This window comes from Streptomyces sp. NPDC006294 (assembly GCF_042870895.1).
In the GTDB taxonomy this organism is placed as follows: Bacteria; Actinomycetota; Actinomycetes; order Streptomycetales; family Streptomycetaceae; genus Streptomyces.
In genome coordinates this window covers 80,125-102,052 of sequence record NZ_JBIAHV010000018.1, presented here as the reverse complement: position 1 = coordinate 102,052, position 21,928 = coordinate 80,125, and the positions used below count along the sequence as shown (strand labels likewise).

The window sequence follows — 21,928 nt, the reverse complement described above, 5'->3', positions numbered from 1 at the left end:
CAGGTCTGTGACACGGACGACAAGGAGCTGACACCCATGCAGAACGACGATGGCCGCACGTACCTGGTCGTGGTCAACCACGAGGAGCAGTACTCGATCTGGGCCGAGGGCCGCGAGGTTCCGCTCGGCTGGACCGCCACCGGCTTCTCCGGCCCCAAGGACGCCTGCCTGGCCCACATCGCGGAGGTCTGGACCGACATGCGCCCGCTCAGCCTCCGCCGCCGTCTCGCCGCGGCCGCGACCGACTGACCGCGACGCACTGACCGAAACCGGCTGACCGGCCGACCACGGCCCCCGACCACGGCCCGCCGACCGACCGCACACGAACACGGCCGCCCACGGACCGCCGCCACCCCCGGTTCCCCCCACCTCCACCCGTACCACCCCCGTCCCCTCACACGCAGAGAGGTAACACCTGATGACCACCCAGGAGCAGCCCGGGAGGGCGGCCGAAGCCCCGCGCAGGCCCGGGCTCACCCGCAACAGCGACTTCATGAAGTTGTGGACCGGCGAGTCCGTGAGCCTGCTGGGCAGCGAGGTCTCCCTGATCGCGCTGCCGTCCCTGGCAGTCCTCGCGTTCGGCGCCTCCGCCGGATCCGTCGGTCTGCTGATCGCCCTGCAGTGGATCCCGTTCGTGGTCCTCGGCCCCGTGGTCGGTGTGCTCATCGACCGGATGCGCCGCCGCCCCCTGATGATCGCCGCCAACCTCGGCCGTGCCGTCGTGCTGGGCTCGCTGCCGCTGGCCGCCTTCCTGGGCTCCGTGAGCATGGCGCACCTGTACGCGGTGGCCGTGATCAAGGGCGCCCTGGACGTGATCTTCCAGCTCGCCTACCAGGCGCACTTCCCGGCGCTGATCGAGCGCGAGGACTTCGCGGAGGCCAACGCCAAGACCCAGATGAGCCGTTCGCTCGCGGCGGTCTTCGGCCGCAGCATCGGCGGTGTGCTCGTCGGTGTGCTCGGCGCGGCCAAGGCCGTGACCGTCGACGCCCTGTCCTTCCTCGTCTCCACCTACACGATCTGGGCCATCCGCAAGCCGGAGCCCGCCCCGCAGCCCAGCGGCAAGGGCGTCGGCGCGGCCGTCGCGGACCTCAAGCACGGCTTCACCACCCTCGTCGGCAACCGGCTGCTGCGGAGCCTGACCCTCATGGGCTTCTTCGGCAACCTCGCCGTCTCCATGACCATGGCGATGCTCGTCGTGTACGCCTACGACGACCTGGGCTTCAGCCCCGCACAGCTCGGCTTCGTCATGAGCGCGGGCGGTGTCGCCTTCGTCATCGGCGCGATCTTCTCCCGCAAGGCCCTGCACCACCTGGGCATGGGACGGGCGCTGATCGTGACCCACGCCCTGCTCGGTCTCGCCGTGCTGCTGTTGATCGCGGCCGGCCAGGGCACGGCGGGCGTCGTGGTCGTGGCGCTCTCGCAGTTCCTCGCCTCGCTCACCACGCCGATCGCCAACGTCGGCATCATGACGATGGTGCAGAAGGCCACCCCACCGCACCTGATGGGCCGGGTCGGCGGCGTCTCGCTCCCGCTGGTCTGGGGCGCCAACGCGGTCGGCCCCATGCTGGGCGCCGCGGCCGCCTCCGTGTGGGGCAACGCCGCCGCGTTCGCCCTGGCGGCGGTGCTCGCCTGGACCGCCATCGGCTGGCTGGTGGCCGGCTCGGTGCACGGCATCAGGGACGAGGTCCCGGCGGAGATGCAGGCCGCCTAGGACTGCCCCCCCGCACGTGACCCTCCGCCCACCCCTTCGACCGCACGAGGTCCGGCCGTACGTCCCCCGGCGGCCGGGCCTCGTGCCTCACCTCAACACCCTTTGCTGTTCACGCGCGTTCCATCCATTGGCCCGACGGCGACGAGGAAGACGGGTAGCCCCGTGACCGACCAGATACCGACCGATGCCCTGGAAGAGAAGCGGCGCCGGCTTGCCAGGCTGCTCGCCGAGCGCGACCGCGACCGCGACCCGGACAAGGAGACCCGGACAGGACCCGTCTCCTTCGCCCAGCGGCGGCTGTGGATCCTCGACCGGCTCGTTCCCGGCAGCTGCGCGTACAACATCCCCATCGTGCTGCGTACCTCCACCGCCCCCGACCGCCGGGCGCTGGCACGCGCCCTCGGCCGCGTCGTACAGCGCCACGAGGTGCTCAGGACCGTGTTCCCCGCACCCGACGGCATGCCCGTCCAGCAGGTGCGGCCGCCTTTCGAACCGGCCCTCGAGGAGGTCGACGTCGCCACCGCCGCCGACCCCGCGGCGGCCGCCGAGGACCGCGTCAAGCAGTGGTCGGCGCAGCCTTTCGACCTCGCGACCGGTCCCCTTCTGCGCGCCATGACCGTCCGGGTCTCCGCGGACGAGCACCTGATCGCGCTGTGCGTCCACCACATCGTCTGCGACGGCTGGTCCGTGGGCACGCTTTTCCGTGAACTCGACGCCTACTACCGCGAGTTCACCGAGGGGACGGCCGCTTCGCTGCCCGAGCTGCCGCAGCAGTACATCGACTACGCGATCTGGCAGCGCGGCCGCCTCACCGGCGAGCGCGAGGAGGAACTCACCTCGTACTGGCGCGAACGGCTCAGCGGCGCTCCGGGCATCCTCCAGCTGCCGATGGACCGCGCCAGGCCCACCGGCCACCGGGTCAACGGCGGCAACGAGGAGTTCGAGTTCCCCGAGGACCTGGCACGGGCCGTGCACGCCTTCGCGCTGCGGGAGCGGACCACCCCGTTCACCGTCCTGCTCACCTGCTTCTCCGCCCTGATGGGGCGCTACAGCGGCCAGGAGGACGTCCTCCTCGGCGTACCGGTCGCCGGACAGACCCACCAGGAGCTGGAGGGGCTGATCGGCTTCTTCGTCAACACCCTGGTCGTACGGTCCGACCTGACCGGGGAGCCCACCCTGCGCGAGGCCGTGCGGCGCGGCAAGGACGCCGTGCTCGGCGCCTTCGCCCACCAGGACATGCCCTTCGAGAAGCTCGTCATCGACTTCCAGCCGGACCGCAACCCCACCGTCAGCCCCGTCTTCCAGGTGCTGTTCAACTACCAGACCGCGGGCGACGAGCGGGTACGCCTGCCCCATCTCGGCGCCGATCTCGTGCCGTTCGACAGCGGCATCGTCCGCTTCGACCTCGAACTGAACCTGTACGCCCACGAACGGCGGCTCGGCGGCTCCTGGGTCTACAACGCGGAACTCTTCGACTCCGCCGTGATGCACCGCATGAGCCGGACCTTCGGCCGGCTGCTGACCCGGGCGCTCGCCGAGCCCGACCGGCCGCTGAGCGAACTCGCTCTGCTCGACGACGCCGACCTGGCCGAACTCGACCGGCTGACCGCGCCCGCCACGATGGCCCTGACGCCGGCCGAGTCGGCAGAGAGGGTCCTCGACGCGGGCGACGACGTGCGGGCCGTCCTCGACGCGCTCGGGACGGACGCGCTCGGGACGGACGCGCTCGGGACCGACGCACTTGGGACGGACGCACTTGGGACGGACGCGTCCGGGACCGACGCGCTCGGGACGGACGCACTTGGGACGGACGCGTCCGGGACCGATACGCCGGAGACCGAGGGGATCACCGAACTGCGCATCCGGCCCGGGCTGCTGCACCAGCTCGTCGCAGCGGTCGAGAACGGCGCCGCCGTCCGCGCCCCGCGGCGGATCGTCGTCTCCGGCGAACCCCTGCCCCTCACCCTGGAGCGCCGCTGCCTGGCCGCGCTGCCGGCGACGGAGCTGCACACCCTCTACATCAGCCCCGCGGCCGGTGAGATCGCCACCCGCCGCTGCGCCGGCGACGCACCCGCCGGCCACGACATCGCGGGCCGCCCGCTGCCCGGACGCCGCGTCCGGGTGCTCGACGCCCACGGCAACCCGGTGCCCGTCGGCGTGCCCGGCAGCGTCCACGTGTCCGCCGCGTCCGGGTCCGTCGGCGGCGGCCCGGAAACCGACACCGGCGACCTCGGGCGCTTCCGCGAGGACGGCGCCCTGGAGATCCTCGGCCGCCGCGACGAGCAGGTCCACCTCAAGCAGGTCAGGGTCCCGCGCGCCGAGATCGAGGCCGTGCTGCTGACCCACGAGGCAGTCGGCGACGCCCGCGTCGACGCCCGACTCGACGACACCGGAAACCTGGTGCTCGTGGCGTATCTCGTCCCGCACCGCCCGCACGTCCCCGGCTCCGAGGAGACCGGCCGGCTGCGCGAGGCACTGCGCGCCCACTGCCAGCGCCTGCTGCCCGAGGTGCTGCTGCCCACCTCCTACGTCGTCCTCGGCGCCTTCCCGCTCACCCCCGACGGCCGGGTCGACCGGGCCGCGCTGCCCGCCCCCGCCGCGGAGAAGCAGAGCGCCACGCCGGAGCACACCGAGCCGTCCACCCCGCTGGAGGAGACCCTCGCCGAGATCTGGCGCTCGGTCCTCGGCCTGCCGTCGGTGGGCGTGCACGACAACTTCTTCCTGCTCGGCGGCCATTCGCTGCTCGCCGTACAGGTCATGGCCAGGCTGCGCCGCGCGACCGGCGTGGACCTGCCGGTCAGCGTCCTGTTCCGGTACCGCACCATCGCCGACCTGGCCGTGCGGATCGGCTCGCTGGGCGCCGGCGCGGAGGAGCGGCCCGGGGCCCTGGCCCGTATCCAGTCCGGCACCGTCGCGCCCGCGCTGGCGCTGGTGCACCCGGCGGGCGGCAGCGTCTTCTGCTACGCCTCCCTGGCCACGGCGCTCACCAACCGCACCGTGTACGCCTTCGAGGGCGGCCAGGAGGCGCCCTCCCACGAAGCCCGCGCCGCCGGCTACCTGGCCGAGCTGGAGGCCGCCGACCCCGGACCGTTCGTGCTCGGCGGCTGGTCGCTCGGCGGCACCCTCGCCTTCGAGATGGCCCGCCGGCTGCACGCCCGGGGTCAGGACCCGGGACCGGTCGTACTGATCGACTCCTTCCTGTACGACGGCGATCCCGACAGCCCCGACACCCACGCCTATCTGCTCCACAGCTTCCTGCGGGACCTCACCGCGGACCTCGGCATGCCGGCCGCCGAGCTGCCGCCCGGCAGCGAACTGCTCACCGCACGACGCCTGTTCGCCGACGTCCTGGACGGCTGGAGCGACTCCGCCCCCGCCGGGCTCGACCTCGACGAGGTGGTGCGGCGGTACGGCATCTACCGGGACAACATGCTGGGCCTCGCGGCCTACCGCCCGGCCGGCCCCCGGTACCCCGGCGAGGTGCACCTGCTCCAGGCGGAGCAGTCCCCGGAGGCGGTCGACGGCTGGCGGGCCGTCGCCGAGAACGTCGTCGTGCACCGGGTCCCCGGCGACCACTACAGCATCATGCGCAATCCCGAACTGACCCATGTGGCCCATGTCCTGGACGGCGTGCTCTGCGCCGCCGGCCGCATCCCGGAGGGGGCGAACCGCCGATGAGCGTCGACATCCGACTTCCCGCCACACCCGCGCCGGCCGCCGAGGAGGTGCGCGCCGGCGACGCGCCGAGCGTGCTGCACCTGGTGGCCGACGCCGTCGCCCGCCACCCCGACGCGCCCGCCCTCGCGGGACACGGCTCCACCGTCAGCTACCGGGACATGTGGCAGCGGGCGGGCGCGGTCGCCGCCCGGCTGCGCGGCGAGGGCGTCGGGCCCGGTGACCTGGTGGGCCTGGCCGCCCTGCGGTCCACCGAGCTGATCGTCGCCCTGATCGGGGTGCTCCGCTCGGGCGCGGCGTTCCTGCCGCTGGACTCCGGCTACCCCCGGGCCAGGCTGCAGCACATGCTCGACGACGCACGGGTGGCCGTGGTCCTCGGCCATGCGCGGACGGCGGAGCGGTTCGCCACCGCGGACCGTACGGTGCTGCTGCTCGGCGACGAGCCGGCGCCGCGGACCGGGGCCGCCGCCGCGGAGTCCGTCCTGCCGGCGCTGCCCGCCGCGGAGGATCTCGCGTACGTCCTCTACACCTCGGGCACCACCGGGGCCCCCAAGGGCATCGCCATGCCGCACGGCGCGCTCGCCAACATCGTGCAATGGCAGACCGGCGCCTCCGAGGCGTCCGTCGGCAGCCGCACCCTGCAGTTCTCCGCGATCTCCTTCGACGTCGCGTTCCAGGAGATCTTCGCCTCGCTCGCGGTCGGCGGCACCGTGGTGTGCGTGACCGAGGAGGAACGGCGGGATCCGCTCCGGCTGTGGGAGGCGGCGGCACGTGAGCGGGTGGACCGGATGTTCCTCCCGTACGTGGCGCTCCAGGCGCTGGTCCTGGTCGCGGAGCCGGGTGCGCCCGGCGCGCCGCCGCTGCGCGAGATCATCACCGCGGGGGAGCAGTTGCAGTGCTCCCGGGCCCTGCGCGCCCTGCTGCACTCGCTGCCGGGCTGCCGCCTGATCAACCAGTACGGCCCCTCGGAGGCCCATGTGGTCACCTGGCACCCCCTGGAGGGCGATCCGGACAGCTGGCCGGCCCTGCCGCCGATCGGTCTGCCGTTGCCCGGCAACCGGGTGTACGTCCTCGACGCGCTGGGCGACGAGGTGCCGCCCGGCGGCATCGGCGACATCCACGTGGGTGGCGTGCAGGTCGCCTACGGCTACTGGAACCGTCCGGACCTGACGGCGGACCGCTTCCTCCCGGAGCCCGGCCGGCCGGGCCGCCGCATGTACCGCACCGGCGACGTGGCCCGGCGGCGGCCGGACGGCTCCCTGGACTACCTCGGCCGCGCCGACGACCAGGTGAAGATCCGCGGCTTCCGGCTCGAACTTCCCGAGGTCGAGCGGGTGCTGGGCGATCTGCCCGGCGTCTCCTCGTGCGCGGTCGCGGTACGGGGCGAGGACGGCATCGAGAAGACCCTGGTCGCCTTCGTCGTCCTGGAACCTGGTCTGGGCGCCCCTGCCCTCGCCTCTCTGCGCACGCGCCTCGCGGACCTGCTGCCCGACTACATGGTCCCGGGCCGCTTCCGGGCGGTGACCGACCTCCCCACCATGCCGAACGGCAAGATGGACCGCCCGCGGCTGCGGGCGATGGCGGAGAACGCGGAGTGACCGCGGGTCCGGGGGCGCGGAGTGACGGCCGCGCCCCCGGACCGTGGGTGACGCCCGCGGTGCGCGGCCGGGGACGCGCACGCGAGTGGGGGCGGCAGCGGATCCGATCCGCCGCCGCCCCCACTCGCGTGGACGCGTCCGACGCCTCAGGGCGCCGTCACCACCACCGCGGTGCGGACCAGGTGCGGGGAGAGGGCGAAACTGCCGTGGAGGACCTCGGGTGCGAGGTCCGGGCGGCGGCGGGCGCCCAGAATGCGGGCGGTGAACGTGCCCGTGTCCGGGTCCGGTTCGACGCGGACGTCGTGGAAGCCCAGCCAGCCGCCGACCAGGGGGAACCAGGCCTTGTAGACGGCCTCCTTGGCACTGAAGAACACGGTCGGCCAGTGCGGGGCCCCGCCGCCCGGACCGCGCCACCAGTCCTCCTCCTCCGGGAGGCAGACGAGCCGCCGGGTGGCCTCGTCCAGCCGCATGCTGTCCTCGGCGTCGATGCCGATCGACCGGATGCGGCCCGAACGGGCCACCGCCGCCGCGCAGTAGTCACCGGTGTGCGAAATGCTGCCGACGACCCGTGGCGGCCAGACCGGGGCCCGGTTACGGCCCGCGGGCACGGGCGCGGCGGGCAGTCCCAGCGCGGTCATCGCCCGGCGGGCACACGCCCGGCCGGCCCGGAACTCCCTCCGCCGTGCGGGGACCGCCCGTTCGCTGAGCGTCGCGGCCTCCTCGGGCAGCGGCTCCTCGGCCCACGCCGAGGCGTCCGCCACCGCCACCGCGACGGCTCCGGGAAGCAGATCACGCATCACATCACCCCGGCATTCCACTGTGGCTTGGGTTGACTTCTCTACAGTCTCTATAGTGCTTATGTAGTATGTGGTTATGAATACTGCGAAGTCAACGCCGTCTCGATGGTTCCTCACTCCGCCCTCCACAGAGGCGGCCGTGCGGCTGTTCTGCTTCCCCTACTCCGGCTGCGGCGCCTCCATGTTCCGCGGCTGGCCGAGCAGCATCGGCCCGGCCGAGGTCGTCCCGCTGCAGCTCCCCGGCCGTGAGAACCGCACCAGGGAACCGCACTTCGGCACCTACGAGGAGCTGGCCGACCAGCTCGTCGCGGGCATCGCCGAGCATCTGGACCGCCCCTACGCGGTGTTCGGGCACTGCGGAGGCGCGCTGCCGGCCTTCGAGAGCGTCATCCGGATCGTGGAGCGCGGACTGCGGCCGCCCGAGCGGGTCTTCGTCTCCTCCCAGGTCGCCCCGCAGGACGGCCCGTACGGCCGCTTCCTGGGGCTCGACGAGAAGGGGCTGCGCGCGGAGCTCGTCGCCCTGCTGGCCGCGCTCGGGGCCGCCGAGCCGCCCGAGGAGATCCTCGACCTCTATCTGGAGGTGCTCGTCGCGGACGTCGAGGCCAACAAGAAGTACCGCAAGGACGCGGCCGGTTCCCTGCCCTGCGCCGTCACCGCGCTCGGCTGGGACGCCGATGTGGAGGTCCCGCACGCCCTGATGGGCGGCTGGCAGAACTGGGTCGCCGAGGGCGCGGCCCGCAAGGAGATCCTCAGCGGCACCCACTACACCTTCCTGGACGCCCCCGCGGACCTGGTGGCCGCTCTGGCCCGCGACCTGACCGCCATGGCCTGAACGGGCCGGTACGAACGCCAGGAAGCCCCGCCCGGTGGACCCGGGCGGGGCTCCTGGCGTCCCTACCGGCTCAGGCCCGCGCGCCGGCCAGCCTCGCCCGGCCCGCCTCCAGCCATAGGCCGGCCGGCGGACCGAGCCGTACCGCCTCCACCGTCGCCAGCCGGTAGGCCGTCGCGGGCACCGAGTGCGCCAGCATGCCCCGGACGCCGTGCAGCTGGAGCGAGAGCCGGGCGGCCTTCAGCGCGTGCTCCGCCGCCGCCGCAAGGATCTGCGGCGCCGCGGCGGGCGCCCCGGCGTCGCGGTCGTGCGCCCAGGCCGTCTCGTTGAGCAGCAGTTCCCAGCCGTCGGCGTCGCCGAGGAGCGTGGTGATGCGGTGGCTCACGGTCTGGAACTCGAGGAGCGGCTTGCCGAACTGGAGCCGCCGGCCCACATGGGCGCGGGCCGTGTCCAGGGCCCGGCTCGCGATGCCGAGCAGCAGCGCGGCCTGGCGCACCCGTGCCGCGGCGACCGCCCGCCGCCGCTGCGTCTCCACGACCGGCACGGGCTGGCCGGCCGCCGCCTCGAACCGCCAGCGCGCCGCCGGAGCGCCGAGCAGCGTTGCCTCCTCACGGTGCACGGTCGCGCCGTCGGGCCGGACCAGGAGCCAGCGGTGGCCCCCGCCGTCGGTGGCGGCCCGTACCAGCGCCATGTCCCAGTCGGCCGCGGGCAGTGCCTCGCTGGTCCCCCACAGCAGCCCGTCACCGTCCAGGCGTACGGTCGTCGGTCCGTGCAGGCCGATGCTGACGGCGCTGCCCACGCCCTCGTGGATGCGGGACAGCACGTCCCCCAGCCCGTCGACCCCGGCGTCCGCCAGGAGTTCCAGGCACAGTACGGTCTCGCGCAGTTCCGGCACGGGCTCGAGGGCGCGGCCGAGTTCCCGGTTGACCGCGATGTCGGCGGTCAGGCCGAGGCCCATGCCGCCGAGGGAGACCGGCAGCCCGATGGCCGGCACGCCGACCGCGGCGAGTTCGCGCCGCGCCCCTCCGGTGTGGGTGAGGGCGAGGGCGACGGCGTCGGCGATCCGGCTCTGGATCGGATCCTGATGCAGGTCCATGGTCAGCGCTGCCTCCTGCCGGCGTGGGCGTGTTCGTGGTCGGACTCGTGGTGCAGGCGGGCGCCGGCCACGATCTCGAGCAGTACCTCCGAGGCGCCGCCGGAGATGGTCATGCCGGCCGCCTCGCGGTAGGCCGCCTCCAGCACCTCGGTGGGTGAGGACTGGGGTCCGCCCGCCGCGACGGGCAGGCCCAGGCGCTCCAGCGACCACCACGCGATCTTCTGCGCGGTGTCGGAGTTGTGCCATTTGGCCAGCGACGCCTCTGCGATGTCCGGCTCCCGGTCCTGCAGGCGCTGGGTCGCACGGCAGGTGAGCAGCCGTCCGGCGTCGAGCCGTGCCCAGTGCCGGGCCAGGCCCGACGCCTCGTCCTCACCCGCCTGCCGGCCGCCCGCGGTCAGCTGCTCCTCGGCCAGCCGCAGCCAGTGCAGACCGCGGGCGTAGTAGTCGACGCCGCTGCGCTCCGCCGAGAACATCCCGGTGATCAGGGACCACCCCTCGCCCGGCGCGCCCAGTACGGCGTCGGCGCCGACCCGGACGCCGTCCAGGGCGACGTCGTGGAACTGCTCGTCGGCCAGGCTGGGCAGCGGACGGACCGTCACCCCGGGGGCGGTGAGCGGGGCGAGGAACAGGCTGATGCCCTCGTACTGGCTGACCGAGTCGTCGGTGCGGGCGGCGATCAGCGCCACATCCGCGTAGGCGGTCTTGAGGTTGAACTTCTTGCGCCCGTGCACCGTCCACTCGCCGGTGCGGGCGTCCTGCTCGGCGCGCGTGACGACGCCCGCCAGATCGGAGCCGTTGTCGGGCTCGGTGAACAGGATGCACGCCGCGAGGTCGCCGGAGGCGAGCCGGGGCAGCAGGGCGAGCTTCTGCTCCTCCGTACCGGACTGCAGGATGAGCGACCCTACAATCTGAACGGAGATGAAGTAGAGACTCTGTGGAACACCACGCTGGACAAGCTCCTCCATCAGGACGATGGTCTCGGTGAAGTCACCGTCCCTTCCGCCGTACTCGGAGGGCCACGCCGGGGCGAGCACCCCGTGTTTCCCCAAGTGCCGATAGAGCTCACGGCAATCGCCGTCCATCCCGTCCGCCCGCGCCGCGACCGCGTTGACCAGGTCGTCGACAGCAGGCGAGTACAGCACCTCGCGCAGCTCACGGCGAAACTCGTCTGTTGTCCGCAGAATGCTGAAGTCCATGGCCTCACCCTTGTCGAGACTTTCCTCACCGTACTACAGTCAACATAATCAACGAAGACTGTTGATGGAAGTCGACATGTAACCCGAGTTGGGGGAAGGCCGCGATGACACAAGAGAGCGAGCTCCTGCGCCGGCTGCGAAGTCTGCCCGCCGAGCGACGAGAGCAGTTCCTTCAGGGAATCGGCAATGTGGACCGCGGGACCAGGGTGTCGCCCCTCACCTTCCGCCAGGAGCAGCTGTGGGTCTTCGACAAGGTGTCACCGGGCGACAGCCGGTACGCCCTTGCCTTCGCCTACACCCTGCACGGCGACCTGGACCAGGACGCGCTGTCCGCCACGCTGGACGAGATATTCGACCGGCACACCGTGCTCCGGTCGGTGTTCCCGCACGACCACCCGTCCGGCGAGCAGATCGTGCGGGGCAGGCCGGGCAGCCGGCTCACCGCCGAGACGGTCGGCGAGGAGCGGCTGCCGGAGCGCTGCGAAGCCCTGGCCCGCGAGGAACTGCGCCACGGATTCGACCTGGACGGCGGGCCGATGGTCCGGCTGCGGCTGCTGAAGGTCGCGGAGGACCGGCACGTCCTGCTGTGGTTCTCCCACCACCTGGTCTTCGACCCCCGGTCCGCCGACGTCGTGCTGCGCGACCTCGCCGCCGGCTACGCCGCCCGCACCGGCGGATCCCCCGCCGGCCGCGCGGCGCGGCACGAGGACCGGCCGGAACGGCCCCAGTTCGGCGCGTACGCCGCCTGGCAGCGGGAGTGGGCCGCGTCCGAGGAGGCGGCCGACCACTGGAACTGGTGGCGCGGCGCCCTCTCCGGCTGGGAGAGCACCGAGATCGTCCCCGACAGGCCGCGCGGACTCGTCCTCGACCTCACGGCGGGCACCGTGCAGCGCGCCCTGGACGGGCCGCTCTCCCGCTCCGTCGCCGCGCTGGCCGGCCGGCTCGGGGTTCCCGATCAGGACGTGCTGCTCGCCGGCTACTTCGCGCTGGTCGGCCGCCTCACCTCGCGTACCGACCTGCTCATCGGGGTCCCCGGTGACGTGTTCGGCGCCTTCGACCCCGACCTGCTGGTCGGCGACTGCGGCCAGCTGCTGCCCGTCCGCGTCGACACCGACAGCGCCACCTCCTTCGCCGACCTGGTCCGCCTCACGCACGAGGCCCGGATCGCCGCCGACGAGCACGGCGGTCTGCCGTTCAAGGAGCTGCTGTCCGCCGGCGGCGTCGAACCGGACCAGGGCAGGCTGCCGCTCGTCCAGATCGGCTTCGAGGTCACACCGCCCGCCCAGCGGCAGGCCGACGCCGGAGACCTCACCATCACCCTGGAGCAGCTCGACACCGGCAGTTCGCCCTTCGAGTTCGCCCTCACCGCCGAACTCGGCTGCGACACGCCCGTCCTGAGGGTCCGTTACGCCACCGGGCTCTACGCCCCCGAGACGGCCCGGCTCTTCCTGGACCGCTACCTCGGCCAGCTGCGCACCCTCTGCGCCGACGCCGAGGCGTCGTTCACCCGCGCCCCGCTGGCCACCGAGGACGAGCGGCGCGCCATCCTGACCCGCTGGAACGTCCCGGCCGGCGACTCGGACGCCGCCGGCGACGAGGACGGGGCGGAGACCGTGCACGCGGCGTTCGCCCGCACGGCCGCCGCCCACCCCGACCGCACCGCGGTCACCGGTCCGCACGGCACGCTGACGTACCGCCGGCTGGACCGCCGGGCCAACGCCCTCGCCCACCGGCTCGCCGAACTCGGCGCCGCACCCGGCGAGCTCATCGGCGTCGCCATGCGCCGCACCCCGCGGCTCGCGGAGGCCGTCCTCGCCGTCCTCAAGTCCGGCGCCGCCTATGTGCCGCTCGACCTGGGCAACCCGGCCGCCCGCAACGAGGCCGTCCTCACGGACGCCGGGGTGCGCGTGGTCCTCGGGGACGCCACGACCGCGGACGAACTGCCCGACGGTCCCTGGCAGCTGATCGACGTCGAGGCCCTCGACGCGCAGGAGCGGGACGCCGCGCCGGCGGTCTCGACCGACCCGGCCGATCTGGCCTACTCGATCTTCACCTCCGGCTCCACGGGCCGCCCCAAGGGCGTCCTCGTCGAGCACCGCAACGTCACCAACTTCATCCGCACCACACAGGAGATGTTCGGCCTCACCCCCGACGACCGCTTCCTCGCCTTCGCCTCCACCGGCTTCGACGTCTCCGTCTTCGAGCTCTTCGGGGCGCTCCTCACCGGCGCGAGCGTCTACCTCGCAGACGAGGACGAACGCCGGGACATCTCCGCACTGGACCGGATCCTCGCCGAGCAGCGGGTCACCGTGATCGACCTCCCCCCGGCGATCATGGATCTGCTCACCCCGGAGAACTACCCCGAGCTGCGGGTCTGCTTCGTCGGCGGCGAGGCCTTCAGCGGCGAGCTCACCACCCGCTGGGCGGCAGGCGGCCGCGCCTTCTGGAACGGCTACGGTCCGACGGAGACCACCGTCACCGTCATCGCCAAGCGGTGCGAGGGCACCTGGCACGCCTCCCCGCCGATCGGCCGCGCCATGCGCAACCACCGGGCGTACGTCCTCGACGACAAGCTCGACCTGCTGCCCCCGTCGGCCTGCGGCGAGCTCGCCGTCGCCGGCGCCGGCCTGGGCCGCGGCTATCTCGGCCGGCCCGATCAGACGGCCGAGCGCTTCCGGCCCGACCCCTACGGCCCGCCGGGATCCCGGATGTACCTCACCGGCGACCTCGCCGGCTGGCAGAGCGACGGCGACATCGTCTTCCGCGGACGGGTCGACCGTCAGGTCAAGGTCCGCGGCGTACGCATCGAACTCGGCGAGGTCGAGGCCGCGCTGCTCGCCGTCCCCGAGATCGGACAGGCCGTCGCCCATGTGGTGACCGGCCCGCGCGGCGACAACCTGCTGGTCGCGTACGTCGTCGGAGCACCGGGCAGCCGGCTGCACCTGGACTCCGTGCGGACCAACCTGGCGGACCGGCTGCCGCCGACCATGGTCCCGACGTTCCTGGTGCCGCTGGACGACATCCCGCTCACCGCGAGCGGCAAGGTGGACCGCAAGGCGCTGCCCGCCGTCGAGTTCGCGCCGCTGGACGACGACACGGACGACGGCGAGCGCACGGAGACCGAACGGCTCCTCGCGGACGAGGTGTTCAAACCGCTCCTCGCCGCGCCCCGGGTCGGCAACCACGACAACTTCTTCGCCCTCGGCGGCACCAGCCTCCAGGCGATCCGCATCGCACCGAAGGTCAAGGCCGTGTTCGGCGTCGAACTGCCCATCGCCGACTTCTTCCGCAACCCGACCGTGTCCGGCACCGCCCTGGCGGTCGACGCCCTGGTGGAGCGGACCCGCAGCCGCCGGCAGAGCGTCCTCGACGTGCTCGCGATGGTGGAGAACCGCGACGACGACGAGGTCGCAGCGCTGCTGGAGGACGACGGCCTCGCAGCGAAGACGAAGGGAGTGACCCCGTGAGCGACCAAGGAACGGTGTTCCCGGCCGCCGCCAGGACGGCGGTGGACCCCGCGCTCGACAGGTTCCGCACCGTCGCGCGGACCTCGCGGGTGCGCAGGCTCGCCCTGCGCCTCGAACCGCCCGCGCACATCGGCGAGGAGCGGCTCGACGAGGCGCTGCACGCGCTCGCCGCGGCGTACCCGGACAGTTTCGCGGCGACCCTGCGGCGGCCCGACGGCTCCCTCGTGGTCGACCCCGACGCGGCGCGGATCACGGTCCGCCGGGTGCACGTACCGGAGGACGCCGCCGCGCTGCTCCTGGAGCGGTTCGAGAGCGAGCCCGGAGAGCAGGAGGACCCCGGCGGCAGCGGGCCCGCCCTGGCGCGCGCCCTGATCGCCACCACGCCGTCCGGCGTCCGTCTCTCCCTGATCCTCGACCGGATGCTCGTCGACCACGCGGACGCGGGCGTCCTCCTGTCCCGGCTCGCGGACCTGTGCGGGCCCGCCGGGGACGGGGCCCGCCCCGCTCCTGCGGCCGGCCCGGCTTCCGTCCCCGCGGACGAGCCCGGGCGGCCGAGCGGCGATCAGCTCGCGCGGCTGCGCGAGGAACTGCTCGGCGTGCCGTTCGACAACGCGCTGCCGCGTACCCCCGCCCCCGGTGACCACACCCGTACCCCGGACTGGTCGCGCCACCGCTTCGTCGTCCCCGACGACCTCCTCACGGCGGCCGCGGCACTTGCCGCACCCGAGCCGCCCGGCGGCCCGGCCGGCGCCGTGCCCGGGGGCGAGGTGCTGGTGGCCGCGTGGGCGCTGGTGCTGCACCGGTGGTCGCGGTCGGGCGAGTTGGTGGTCGGCGTGGAGACCGACCGGGTACGGCCGGGGCGGCGGCCGCGGGGAGCCGTGGCAGAGGTGCTGCCCGTGGTGACGTACACCGGCGGGCTGCGGGCGGTCGCCGGTCAGGTGACGGACGGCGTGCGGCGCGGGCTCGGCGAAGCGACGCTGCCCGTCCCGCTGCTCGCCCAGCTCGCCGGACGACTGGTCGGCGAACAGAACCCGAGCCCGTACGCCTCCGTCGTCGCCCTGCGTCCCGCGCCGCCGGCGGCGTGGAACGCGACGGAGGCCACCGACCCGGCCACGGAGGCCGAACTCGAGCTGGTGATCACATCCGGCGGCGCGGCCGAGATCCGCTACCGCTCCGACGTGTTCGCCCGGGGCACGATCAGCGCGCTGGCCCGCCACTTCCTGCGGCTGCTGCGCTCGGGCCTCGACGCCCCCGACGCTCCGCACCACCGGCTCGTCATGCTGGACGAGCAGGACACCCACGAGCTGCTCCACGAGTTCAGCGACCTCCCCGACCGCTGGGAGCCGCGGGCCGCGCTGCACACCCTGGTGGAACAGCACGCCCGGCGCTCGCCCGGCACGCTCGCCGTGGTCCGCGGCGCCGAGCGGATCACCTACGGCGAACTGAACACCCGCGCCAACCGGCTGGCCCACCACCTGACCGCCCGGGGGCTGCGCCGCGGCGACGTCGTCGCCCTCAGCCTGCCCCGCTCGGCCGAGTGGATCGAGGCGCTCCTCGCCGTGCACAAGGCGGGCGGCGTGGTCCTCCCGATCGACCCGGCCGCGCCGGCCGCCCGGCTGGAGAGCGTCTTCGCCAAGGTGCCGCCCCGGCTGGTGATCACGACCGCCGCGACCCCCGCCGCCGGGCTCCTCGCGGACCGCACCCTGCTCAGGGACGGACTCGACGGTGAACTGGCCGCCCTGCCCGGCCTGGACCCGGGTCTGGACGTCCGTCCCGACGACCTGGCCTACATCATGCAGACGTCCGGCTCCACCGGCGAACCCAAGGCCGTCTACGGCCAGCACCGGGTGATCGTCCACGCCGGCGCCTCGTTCGCCGACGCGACGCTCCTCGGGCCGGGGGACCGCGGCAGCTGGACGACCCCCACCGGGTTCGGCACCACCATGGCCGAGGTCGCCCGGATGCTCGTCGTCGGCGCCACCGTCCACGTCGCGGAGCCCGGCACGCTCGCCGACCCGCCCGCCTTCCGGGACTGGGTCGTGGCGAGCGGCATCCACTCCGTGTTCGTCGTCACCTCCATCGGGGACAGCCTCCAGCGGCTCACCTGGCCGCCGGACACACCCGTACGGGTCCTCATCATGGGCGGTGAGAAACTGCACCGGTGGGGCCCCTCCGACCTGCCGTTCGAGGTGGCCGTCGGCTACGGCTGCCACGAGGCGCTGTTCGTCGCCAGCCCGCTGCAGCCCTGGGAGAAGCGGCTGACCGCCTCCACCGCGACCGCGCGGGACCGGCTCGCCCCGCCGCCCATCGGGCGGGCCAACCCGGGGGTCCGGCTGCGGATCCTCGGCGACGAGGACGAACTCCTGCCGGCCGGCGCCCTCGGCGAGATCTGGTTCGGCAGCCCGGAGGCCGCCCTCGGCTACTGGGGGGACCCGGCGCTCACCGCGGACCGCTTCCGGCCCGACGCGCACGGCCCCGCGGGCAGCCGTCTCTACCGGTCCGGCGACCTCGGCCGCTACCGCGCCGACGGGCTGATCGAACACCACGGCCGGACCGACGACATGGTCAAGGTCCGCGGCTGCCGGGTCGAACTCGGCGACGTCGAGACCGCGTTGCTCTCCCACCCGGGCATCGCGGAGGCCGCCGTCGTACCCGTCCGCTCCGCCGCCGGCGACACCCAGCTGGTCGCCTGCCTGGTGACCGGGCCGGGCCACGACGGACTCGAAGGCGCCGTGCTGCGGGACTTCCTCGCCGAGCGGCTGCCCGACTACATGATCCCGATCGCCTTCGTCCACCTCGCGGAGCTGCCCCGGAACGCCAACAAGAAGATCGACCGCCGCGCCCTGCCACCCGAGGACTGGACGCGGTGGCGGGTCCGCGCCCCGTACCGGAAGCCCGCGGAGGGGATGGAGACGACGATCGCCGAACTGTGGGCCGAGGTCCTCGGCGAGATCCGCTACGGCGCCGACGACGACTTCATGGACCTCGGCGGCGGCTCCCTCGACGCCGGGCGCATGCTGGTGCGGCTGCGGCAGCAGGTGCCGCTGGAGGTGTCCCTGCAGGACCTGTTCCTGTTCCCCACGCCCGCGGCGCTCGCACGGCTCCTCGCCGGCCGCCGGCCCGCCGCCGTCCCGGCCCTGCCGGCCATCACCCGGAGGCGGGCCTCATGACCACGGTCGCCCCCGCCCCCGGCGTTTCCGCACCGCCCGTGTTCACCGCCGAGTCGCCCTGGGTGCGCCGCGCCGCGCGCCCGGGGCGCCCCCGGCTGCGGCTGCTGTGCTTCCCGTACGCCGGCATGGGCGCCTCCCTCTACCGTTCCTGGCCCGGACTGCTGCCGGACGACATCGAGATCGTCGCCGTCCAGCCGCCCGGCCGCGAGGACCGAGCGCGCGACCCGCTGCCCTCCGGCGTCGGACCGCTCGCCCGCGCCTGCGCACTGGCTTTGCGCCCGTACACCACCGTGCCGTACGCCGTGTACGGGCACTGCGCGGGCGCCGTACTGGGCGCGGAGACCGCCCGGGAACTGGTGCGCCGCGGCGCCGAGCCGCCCCGGCTGCTGATCGCCGCCGGACACCGGGCCCCGCACCTGCCGGCCCGCGCGCGGCCGCTGCACACCCTGCCCGACGAGGACTTCCTCGACGGGGTCCGCGCGCTCGGCGGCATCCCCGAACGGCTGCTCGCCAACGCCGCCTTCATGGAGTTCCTGCTGCCCCTGCTGCGCGCCGACTTCGCCCTGTGGGAGACCCACCGGGGCGACCCCGACGCCGCCCCGCTGCCGTTCCCCGTCCTGCCCGTGCGGGGCGACGCGGACACCGTCGTCACCGAGGCCGACGCCGCCGCCTGGGGCCGGTGCACCACCGCGCCGCCACGGGACGTCGTCCAGGTGCCCGGCGGCCACTACTTCGTCAACGACATGACGCCGGAGGCCGTGGCGGCCGTCGTCTCGGCCCTGAAGACCGCCCGGCCCCTCGCGGCCACCGAGCTGGAGGAAGCCTGATGACCCAAGCCCCGCCGCGGCCCGCCCTGGTCGCGGGACCCGACCCCGTGGTGCCGCCCGGCGCCGCGCGCACCCTGCAGGAGGCGCTCCTCCAGGCGGCCGCGTCCGCCGGCGGACGCGGCACGGTCTACGTACAGGCCGACGGCACGCACGAGCGGCAGACCTACGCCGAACTCCTCGACGAGGGCCTGCGTGTCCTCGGCGGGCTCCAGCAACTCGGCCTGCGGCCCGGTGACTCCGTGCTGCTCCAGTGCCACGACAACCGCGCCTTCGTCACCGGCTTCTGGGCCTGCGTCCTCGGCGGCTTCCTGCCCACACCGGTGGGCGAGGCACGTGACTACACCCGCGAGAACGCCGTCACCCGCAAACTGCGCGCCGCCTGGACGCTGCTCGGCCGGCCCCTCGTCCTCACCGACCGCGCACTGCGCGAGCCGGTCCGCTCGCTCGCCGCCCAGTGGGACGAACCGGGGATCCGCGTCCACGCCGTCGAGGAGCTGACGGCCTCGTCGCCGGGCCGCGTCGAACCGGTCACCCCCGACCAGGACGTGCTGAACCTGCTCACCTCCGGAAGCACCGGCATCCCCAAGTGCGTCCGCCACGCCAACCGCTCCCTGGTCGCCCGCACCTACGCGGCCATCGACGCGGGCGGCTTCACCGAACACGACGTCGCGCTCAACTGGATGCCCCTCGACCACGTCGGCGGCATCGTCATGTTCAACGTCCGGGACGTCTTCCTGCGCTGCGAGCACATCAACGCCCGCACCGAGTCCGTCGTCGGCCGGCCGCTGACCTGGCTGGACCTGACCGACCGGTGGAAGGTCACCAACACCTGGGCGCCCAACTTCGCCTTCTCCCTGGTGAACGAGCACGCCGACGCCATCGCGCAGGGCAGCTGGGACCTGTCGTCCCTGCGCAACATCTGCAACGCGGGCGAGGCCGTCGTCGCCCGCACCGCCCGCCGCTTCGTCCGGCTGCTGCGCCCCCACGGGCTGCCCGCCGACGCCATGGTGCCCTGCTGGGGCATGTCGGAGACCTCCTCCGGAGTCACCTACTCCCGGCTCGATCCCGACGACCCCGCCGTCGGCACCTTCAGCGTCGACTCCGCCACCCTCGGCACCCACCTCGCCGAAGTGCCGTACGGCTCCGAGCGGGCGGTCACCTTCACCGACGTCGGCGCGCCCGTCGCCGGAGTCTCCCTGCGCATCGTCGACGAGGACGGCCGGGTGCTGCCCGAGGGGCACGTCGGGCGGCTGCACATCTCCGGTACGACCCTGCTGCGCGAGTACCACGGCAACCCCGCCGCCAACGCGTCCTCCTTCACCGGGGACGGCTGGTTCGACACCGGTGACCTCGGCTTCCTGCTGAACGGCCGGCTGGCCCTCACCGGCCGGAGCAAGGACATGCTCATCGTCAACGGCGCCAACTACCCCTCCCACGAGGTGGAAGCCGTCGTCGAGTCCGTCCCGGGCGTCCGCGCCACCTGGGCGGCGGCCTGCCCCGTACGGGACGGCGACACGGACGGCGTGGTCGTCTTCCACGTACCGGCCGAGCACGCGACGGACACCCTCGAACAGGACATCGCCACCACCCTCGCCCGGGACATCGGCCTCCACCCGCGCGCCGTGATCGCCCTCTCGGAGGACGAGTTCCCGAAGACCGCCAGCGGCAAGATCCAGCGCTCCGAACTCGCCACGGCGTACGCGGAGGGACGCTACGACGCCACCCCGGACGACGAAACCGACGGCAGCTGGCTCCTCGAACGCGTCTGGGTGCCCGCGCCGCAGGCCGGGCGCGAGCGCGGCACGGAACCGGTCGCCGCCGCCCGGCCCCCGGCCGAGGCGCTGCTCGTCTACGCCCCCGAAGGCAGCGCCCTGCCGGTCGCCCTCGCCGACGGCATGACCGGACCGGGTGCTCCGATCGCCGTGATCCGGCCGGGTGCGCCCGGCTCCCCGTTCCTCACCGACGGGCCGCTCCGCGCCACCGTCGACCCGCTCGACCCCGGCCAGCACGCCCGCGCGCTCGACCACTTCGCCGCCGCACTCGGCGGCGTGCCCGAACACGTCCTGCACGCCTGGGAGTACGCCCCCGGCGTCTTTGAGCCCGATCCGCAACGCGCCGCGACCGGCGTTCTGTTCGCGCTGCGCGCCCTGGCGGCCGGCGCCCCGCACGCCAAGGTCACCGTCCTGACCCGTCACGCCGCCGCCGTCACCGACGGCGACACCGTCGACCCGGGCCGGGCCGCGCTCGCCGCCCTGGTGCGCACCGCCCGCGCCGAGCAGACCGTCGGCGCGGTACGCCTGGTCGACATCGCCGTCGACGCCGACGACACGGCCGCCGTCGCCGCCGTCCGCGGCGCGCCCGGCGAGGACGTCAGCGCCGTACGGGCCGGCGGCGTCGCCCATGTGCAGCGGCTGCGGCCCGTGCCCGAGCCCGGCGCCCTCACCGTCCCCCGCGAGATCCTGCCCACCGGCGGCACCGCGCTCGTCACCGGCGGTCTCGGCGGCATCGCGCGTGAGGTCGCCGGCTATCTGCTGTCCGCGCTCGGCGTCCGGCTGCTGCTCACCGGCCGCACCCCGGAGTCCCAGCTGACCGGCGAACGCCGGGCGGCACTGGAGGAGTTCAGGGAGCTGGGCGACGTCGAGTACGCGGCCGTGGACGTGGCCGACGCCGCCGCGCTGGAGGCCGCGGTGGCGGCCGCCGAGCGGCGCTGGGGCCGGGCGGTGGACGCCGTGCTGCACCTGGCCGGGGCCGATGTGCGCGACCACTGGGACGCGCTCGACGCCCATACCCTGACCGCGGAGACGGCGGACGGGCTCGCCGCGATGATGCGGCCCAAGGCGGGCGGCGCCCTGGCCATCGAGCGGCTCCTCGCCGAGCGGCCCGGCACGGCGGTGGTGCTCTTCTCCTCCGTCAACGGCTTCTTCGGGGGCAGCTCCTTCGGCGCGTACGCCGCGGCCAACGCGGCCCTCGACGGCTACGCCGAACGCTGGGCGGCCCAGGGCCGGACGGTCCGCTGCGTCGCCTGGAGCATGTGGGACGGCACCGGCATGAACGAGGGCAGTCCGCTGGCGGCCGCCGCGCGTCACCGGGGGCTGCGCGGCATCGACCCGGCGCGCGGCGTGCAGCTTCTGCTGGCCGCCCTCGCGCGTCCGGAGACCTGTCTGCTCGCCGGACCCGACCCGGCCAACGAGTACATCGCGCCCTACGTCACCGGCGTACGCCGGCGCGGTGCCGCCGGACCCGTCCGGGCCGAGTACAGCGCGCCCGAGGGCGAACTCGAACGGGAGATCGCCGCGGTCTGGGCGGACCTCCTGGGCGTCGAGCGCGTCGGCCGCGACGACACGTTCTTCGTCCTGGGCGGCGACTCGCTGCGGGTCATGCGGATGATCGGGCGTCTGAACGAACGCTTCGCGGCGTCCCTTCCGGTCTCCGCCGTCTACGACCACCCGACGGTCCGCGCCCTGGCGAGCGCCCTGGCCTGACCTGCCCCTGACCCGCTTCCGCTGTGGCGACGGCGGCACCGACACCCGGTGCCGCCGTCGCCCTTCGCCGTCGGGGCGGC

At 74.1% G+C, this 21,928-nt stretch carries 12 protein-coding genes; 9 read left to right on the top strand and 3 right to left on the bottom strand.

The window, feature by feature from the left end; genetic code table 11:
* The first annotated feature begins 36 nt into the window (after positions 1-36).
* The 4 genes from ACFYOP_RS27950 (at position 37) to ACFYOP_RS27935 (ending at position 6,984) form a co-directional block, all read left to right on the top strand.
* Entirely contained in the window at positions 37-249 is a 213-nt protein-coding gene (locus ACFYOP_RS27950) for an MbtH family NRPS accessory protein (protein ID WP_053645756.1), read from the top strand.
* 169 nt (positions 250-418) lie between these two features.
* Positions 419-1,711, top strand: a complete 1,293-nt coding sequence (locus ACFYOP_RS27945; protein ID WP_356897718.1) for an MFS transporter — start codon at positions 419-421, stop codon at positions 1,709-1,711.
* A gap of 162 nt (positions 1,712-1,873) precedes the next feature.
* Positions 1,874-5,389, top strand: coding sequence for a condensation domain-containing protein (locus ACFYOP_RS27940; protein WP_356897719.1), 3,516 nt, complete (start codon positions 1,874-1,876; stop codon positions 5,387-5,389).
* On the top strand, positions 5,386-6,984 hold the full coding sequence (locus ACFYOP_RS27935) for an amino acid adenylation domain-containing protein (protein WP_356897720.1): 1,599 nt from the start codon (positions 5,386-5,388) through the stop codon (positions 6,982-6,984). Before ACFYOP_RS27940 ends, ACFYOP_RS27935 begins: the two co-directional genes overlap by 4 nt.
* A 146-nt stretch (positions 6,985-7,130) precedes the next feature.
* Here ACFYOP_RS27935 and ACFYOP_RS27930 read toward each other — a convergent pair whose 3' ends face one another.
* Entirely contained in the window at positions 7,131-7,781 is a 651-nt protein-coding gene (locus ACFYOP_RS27930) for a 4'-phosphopantetheinyl transferase superfamily protein (RefSeq protein WP_356897721.1), read from the bottom strand.
* A gap of 76 nt (positions 7,782-7,857) precedes the next feature.
* On the opposite strand from ACFYOP_RS27930, the gene ACFYOP_RS27925 reads away from it, so the two are divergent.
* Positions 7,858-8,613, top strand: a complete 756-nt coding sequence (locus ACFYOP_RS27925; protein ID WP_356897722.1) for a thioesterase domain-containing protein — start codon at positions 7,858-7,860, stop codon at positions 8,611-8,613.
* Positions 8,614-8,683: 70 nt separating this feature from the next.
* On the opposite strand, the gene ACFYOP_RS27920 is transcribed toward ACFYOP_RS27925, so the two are convergent.
* Together ACFYOP_RS27920 and ACFYOP_RS27915 are read right to left on the bottom strand one after the other, a co-directional pair.
* The gene (locus ACFYOP_RS27920) at positions 8,684-9,706 is read right to left on the bottom strand and encodes an acyl-CoA dehydrogenase (RefSeq protein WP_356897723.1); all 1,023 of its coding nucleotides are present in this window, start codon (positions 9,704-9,706) and stop codon (positions 8,684-8,686) included.
* A gap of 2 nt (positions 9,707-9,708) precedes the next feature.
* Positions 9,709-10,902, bottom strand: coding sequence for an acyl-CoA dehydrogenase family protein (locus ACFYOP_RS27915; RefSeq protein ID WP_356897724.1), 1,194 nt, complete (start codon positions 10,900-10,902; stop codon positions 9,709-9,711).
* A gap of 104 nt (positions 10,903-11,006) precedes the next feature.
* On the opposite strand from ACFYOP_RS27915, the gene ACFYOP_RS27910 reads away from it, so the two are divergent.
* From ACFYOP_RS27910 to ACFYOP_RS27895, 4 genes are read left to right on the top strand one after another with little or no spacing between them, the layout of a single operon-like run.
* The gene (locus tag ACFYOP_RS27910) at positions 11,007-14,369 is read left to right on the top strand and encodes an amino acid adenylation domain-containing protein (protein WP_356897725.1); all 3,363 of its coding nucleotides are present in this window, start codon (positions 11,007-11,009) and stop codon (positions 14,367-14,369) included.
* Entirely contained in the window at positions 14,366-17,539 is a 3,174-nt protein-coding gene (locus ACFYOP_RS27905; RefSeq protein WP_356897726.1) for an AMP-binding protein, read from the top strand. Before ACFYOP_RS27910 ends, ACFYOP_RS27905 begins: the two co-directional genes overlap by 4 nt.
* Positions 17,536-18,366, top strand: coding sequence for a thioesterase domain-containing protein (locus tag ACFYOP_RS27900; protein ID WP_356897727.1), 831 nt, complete (start codon positions 17,536-17,538; stop codon positions 18,364-18,366). The genes ACFYOP_RS27905 and ACFYOP_RS27900 overlap by 4 nt, the downstream gene beginning before the upstream one ends.
* Positions 18,366-21,848: an SDR family NAD(P)-dependent oxidoreductase gene (locus tag ACFYOP_RS27895; protein ID WP_356897728.1), complete on the top strand. Its 3,483-nt coding sequence runs from the start codon at positions 18,366-18,368 to the stop codon at positions 21,846-21,848. The genes ACFYOP_RS27900 and ACFYOP_RS27895 overlap by 1 nt, the downstream gene beginning before the upstream one ends.
* Positions 21,849-21,928: the final 80 nt, after the last annotated feature.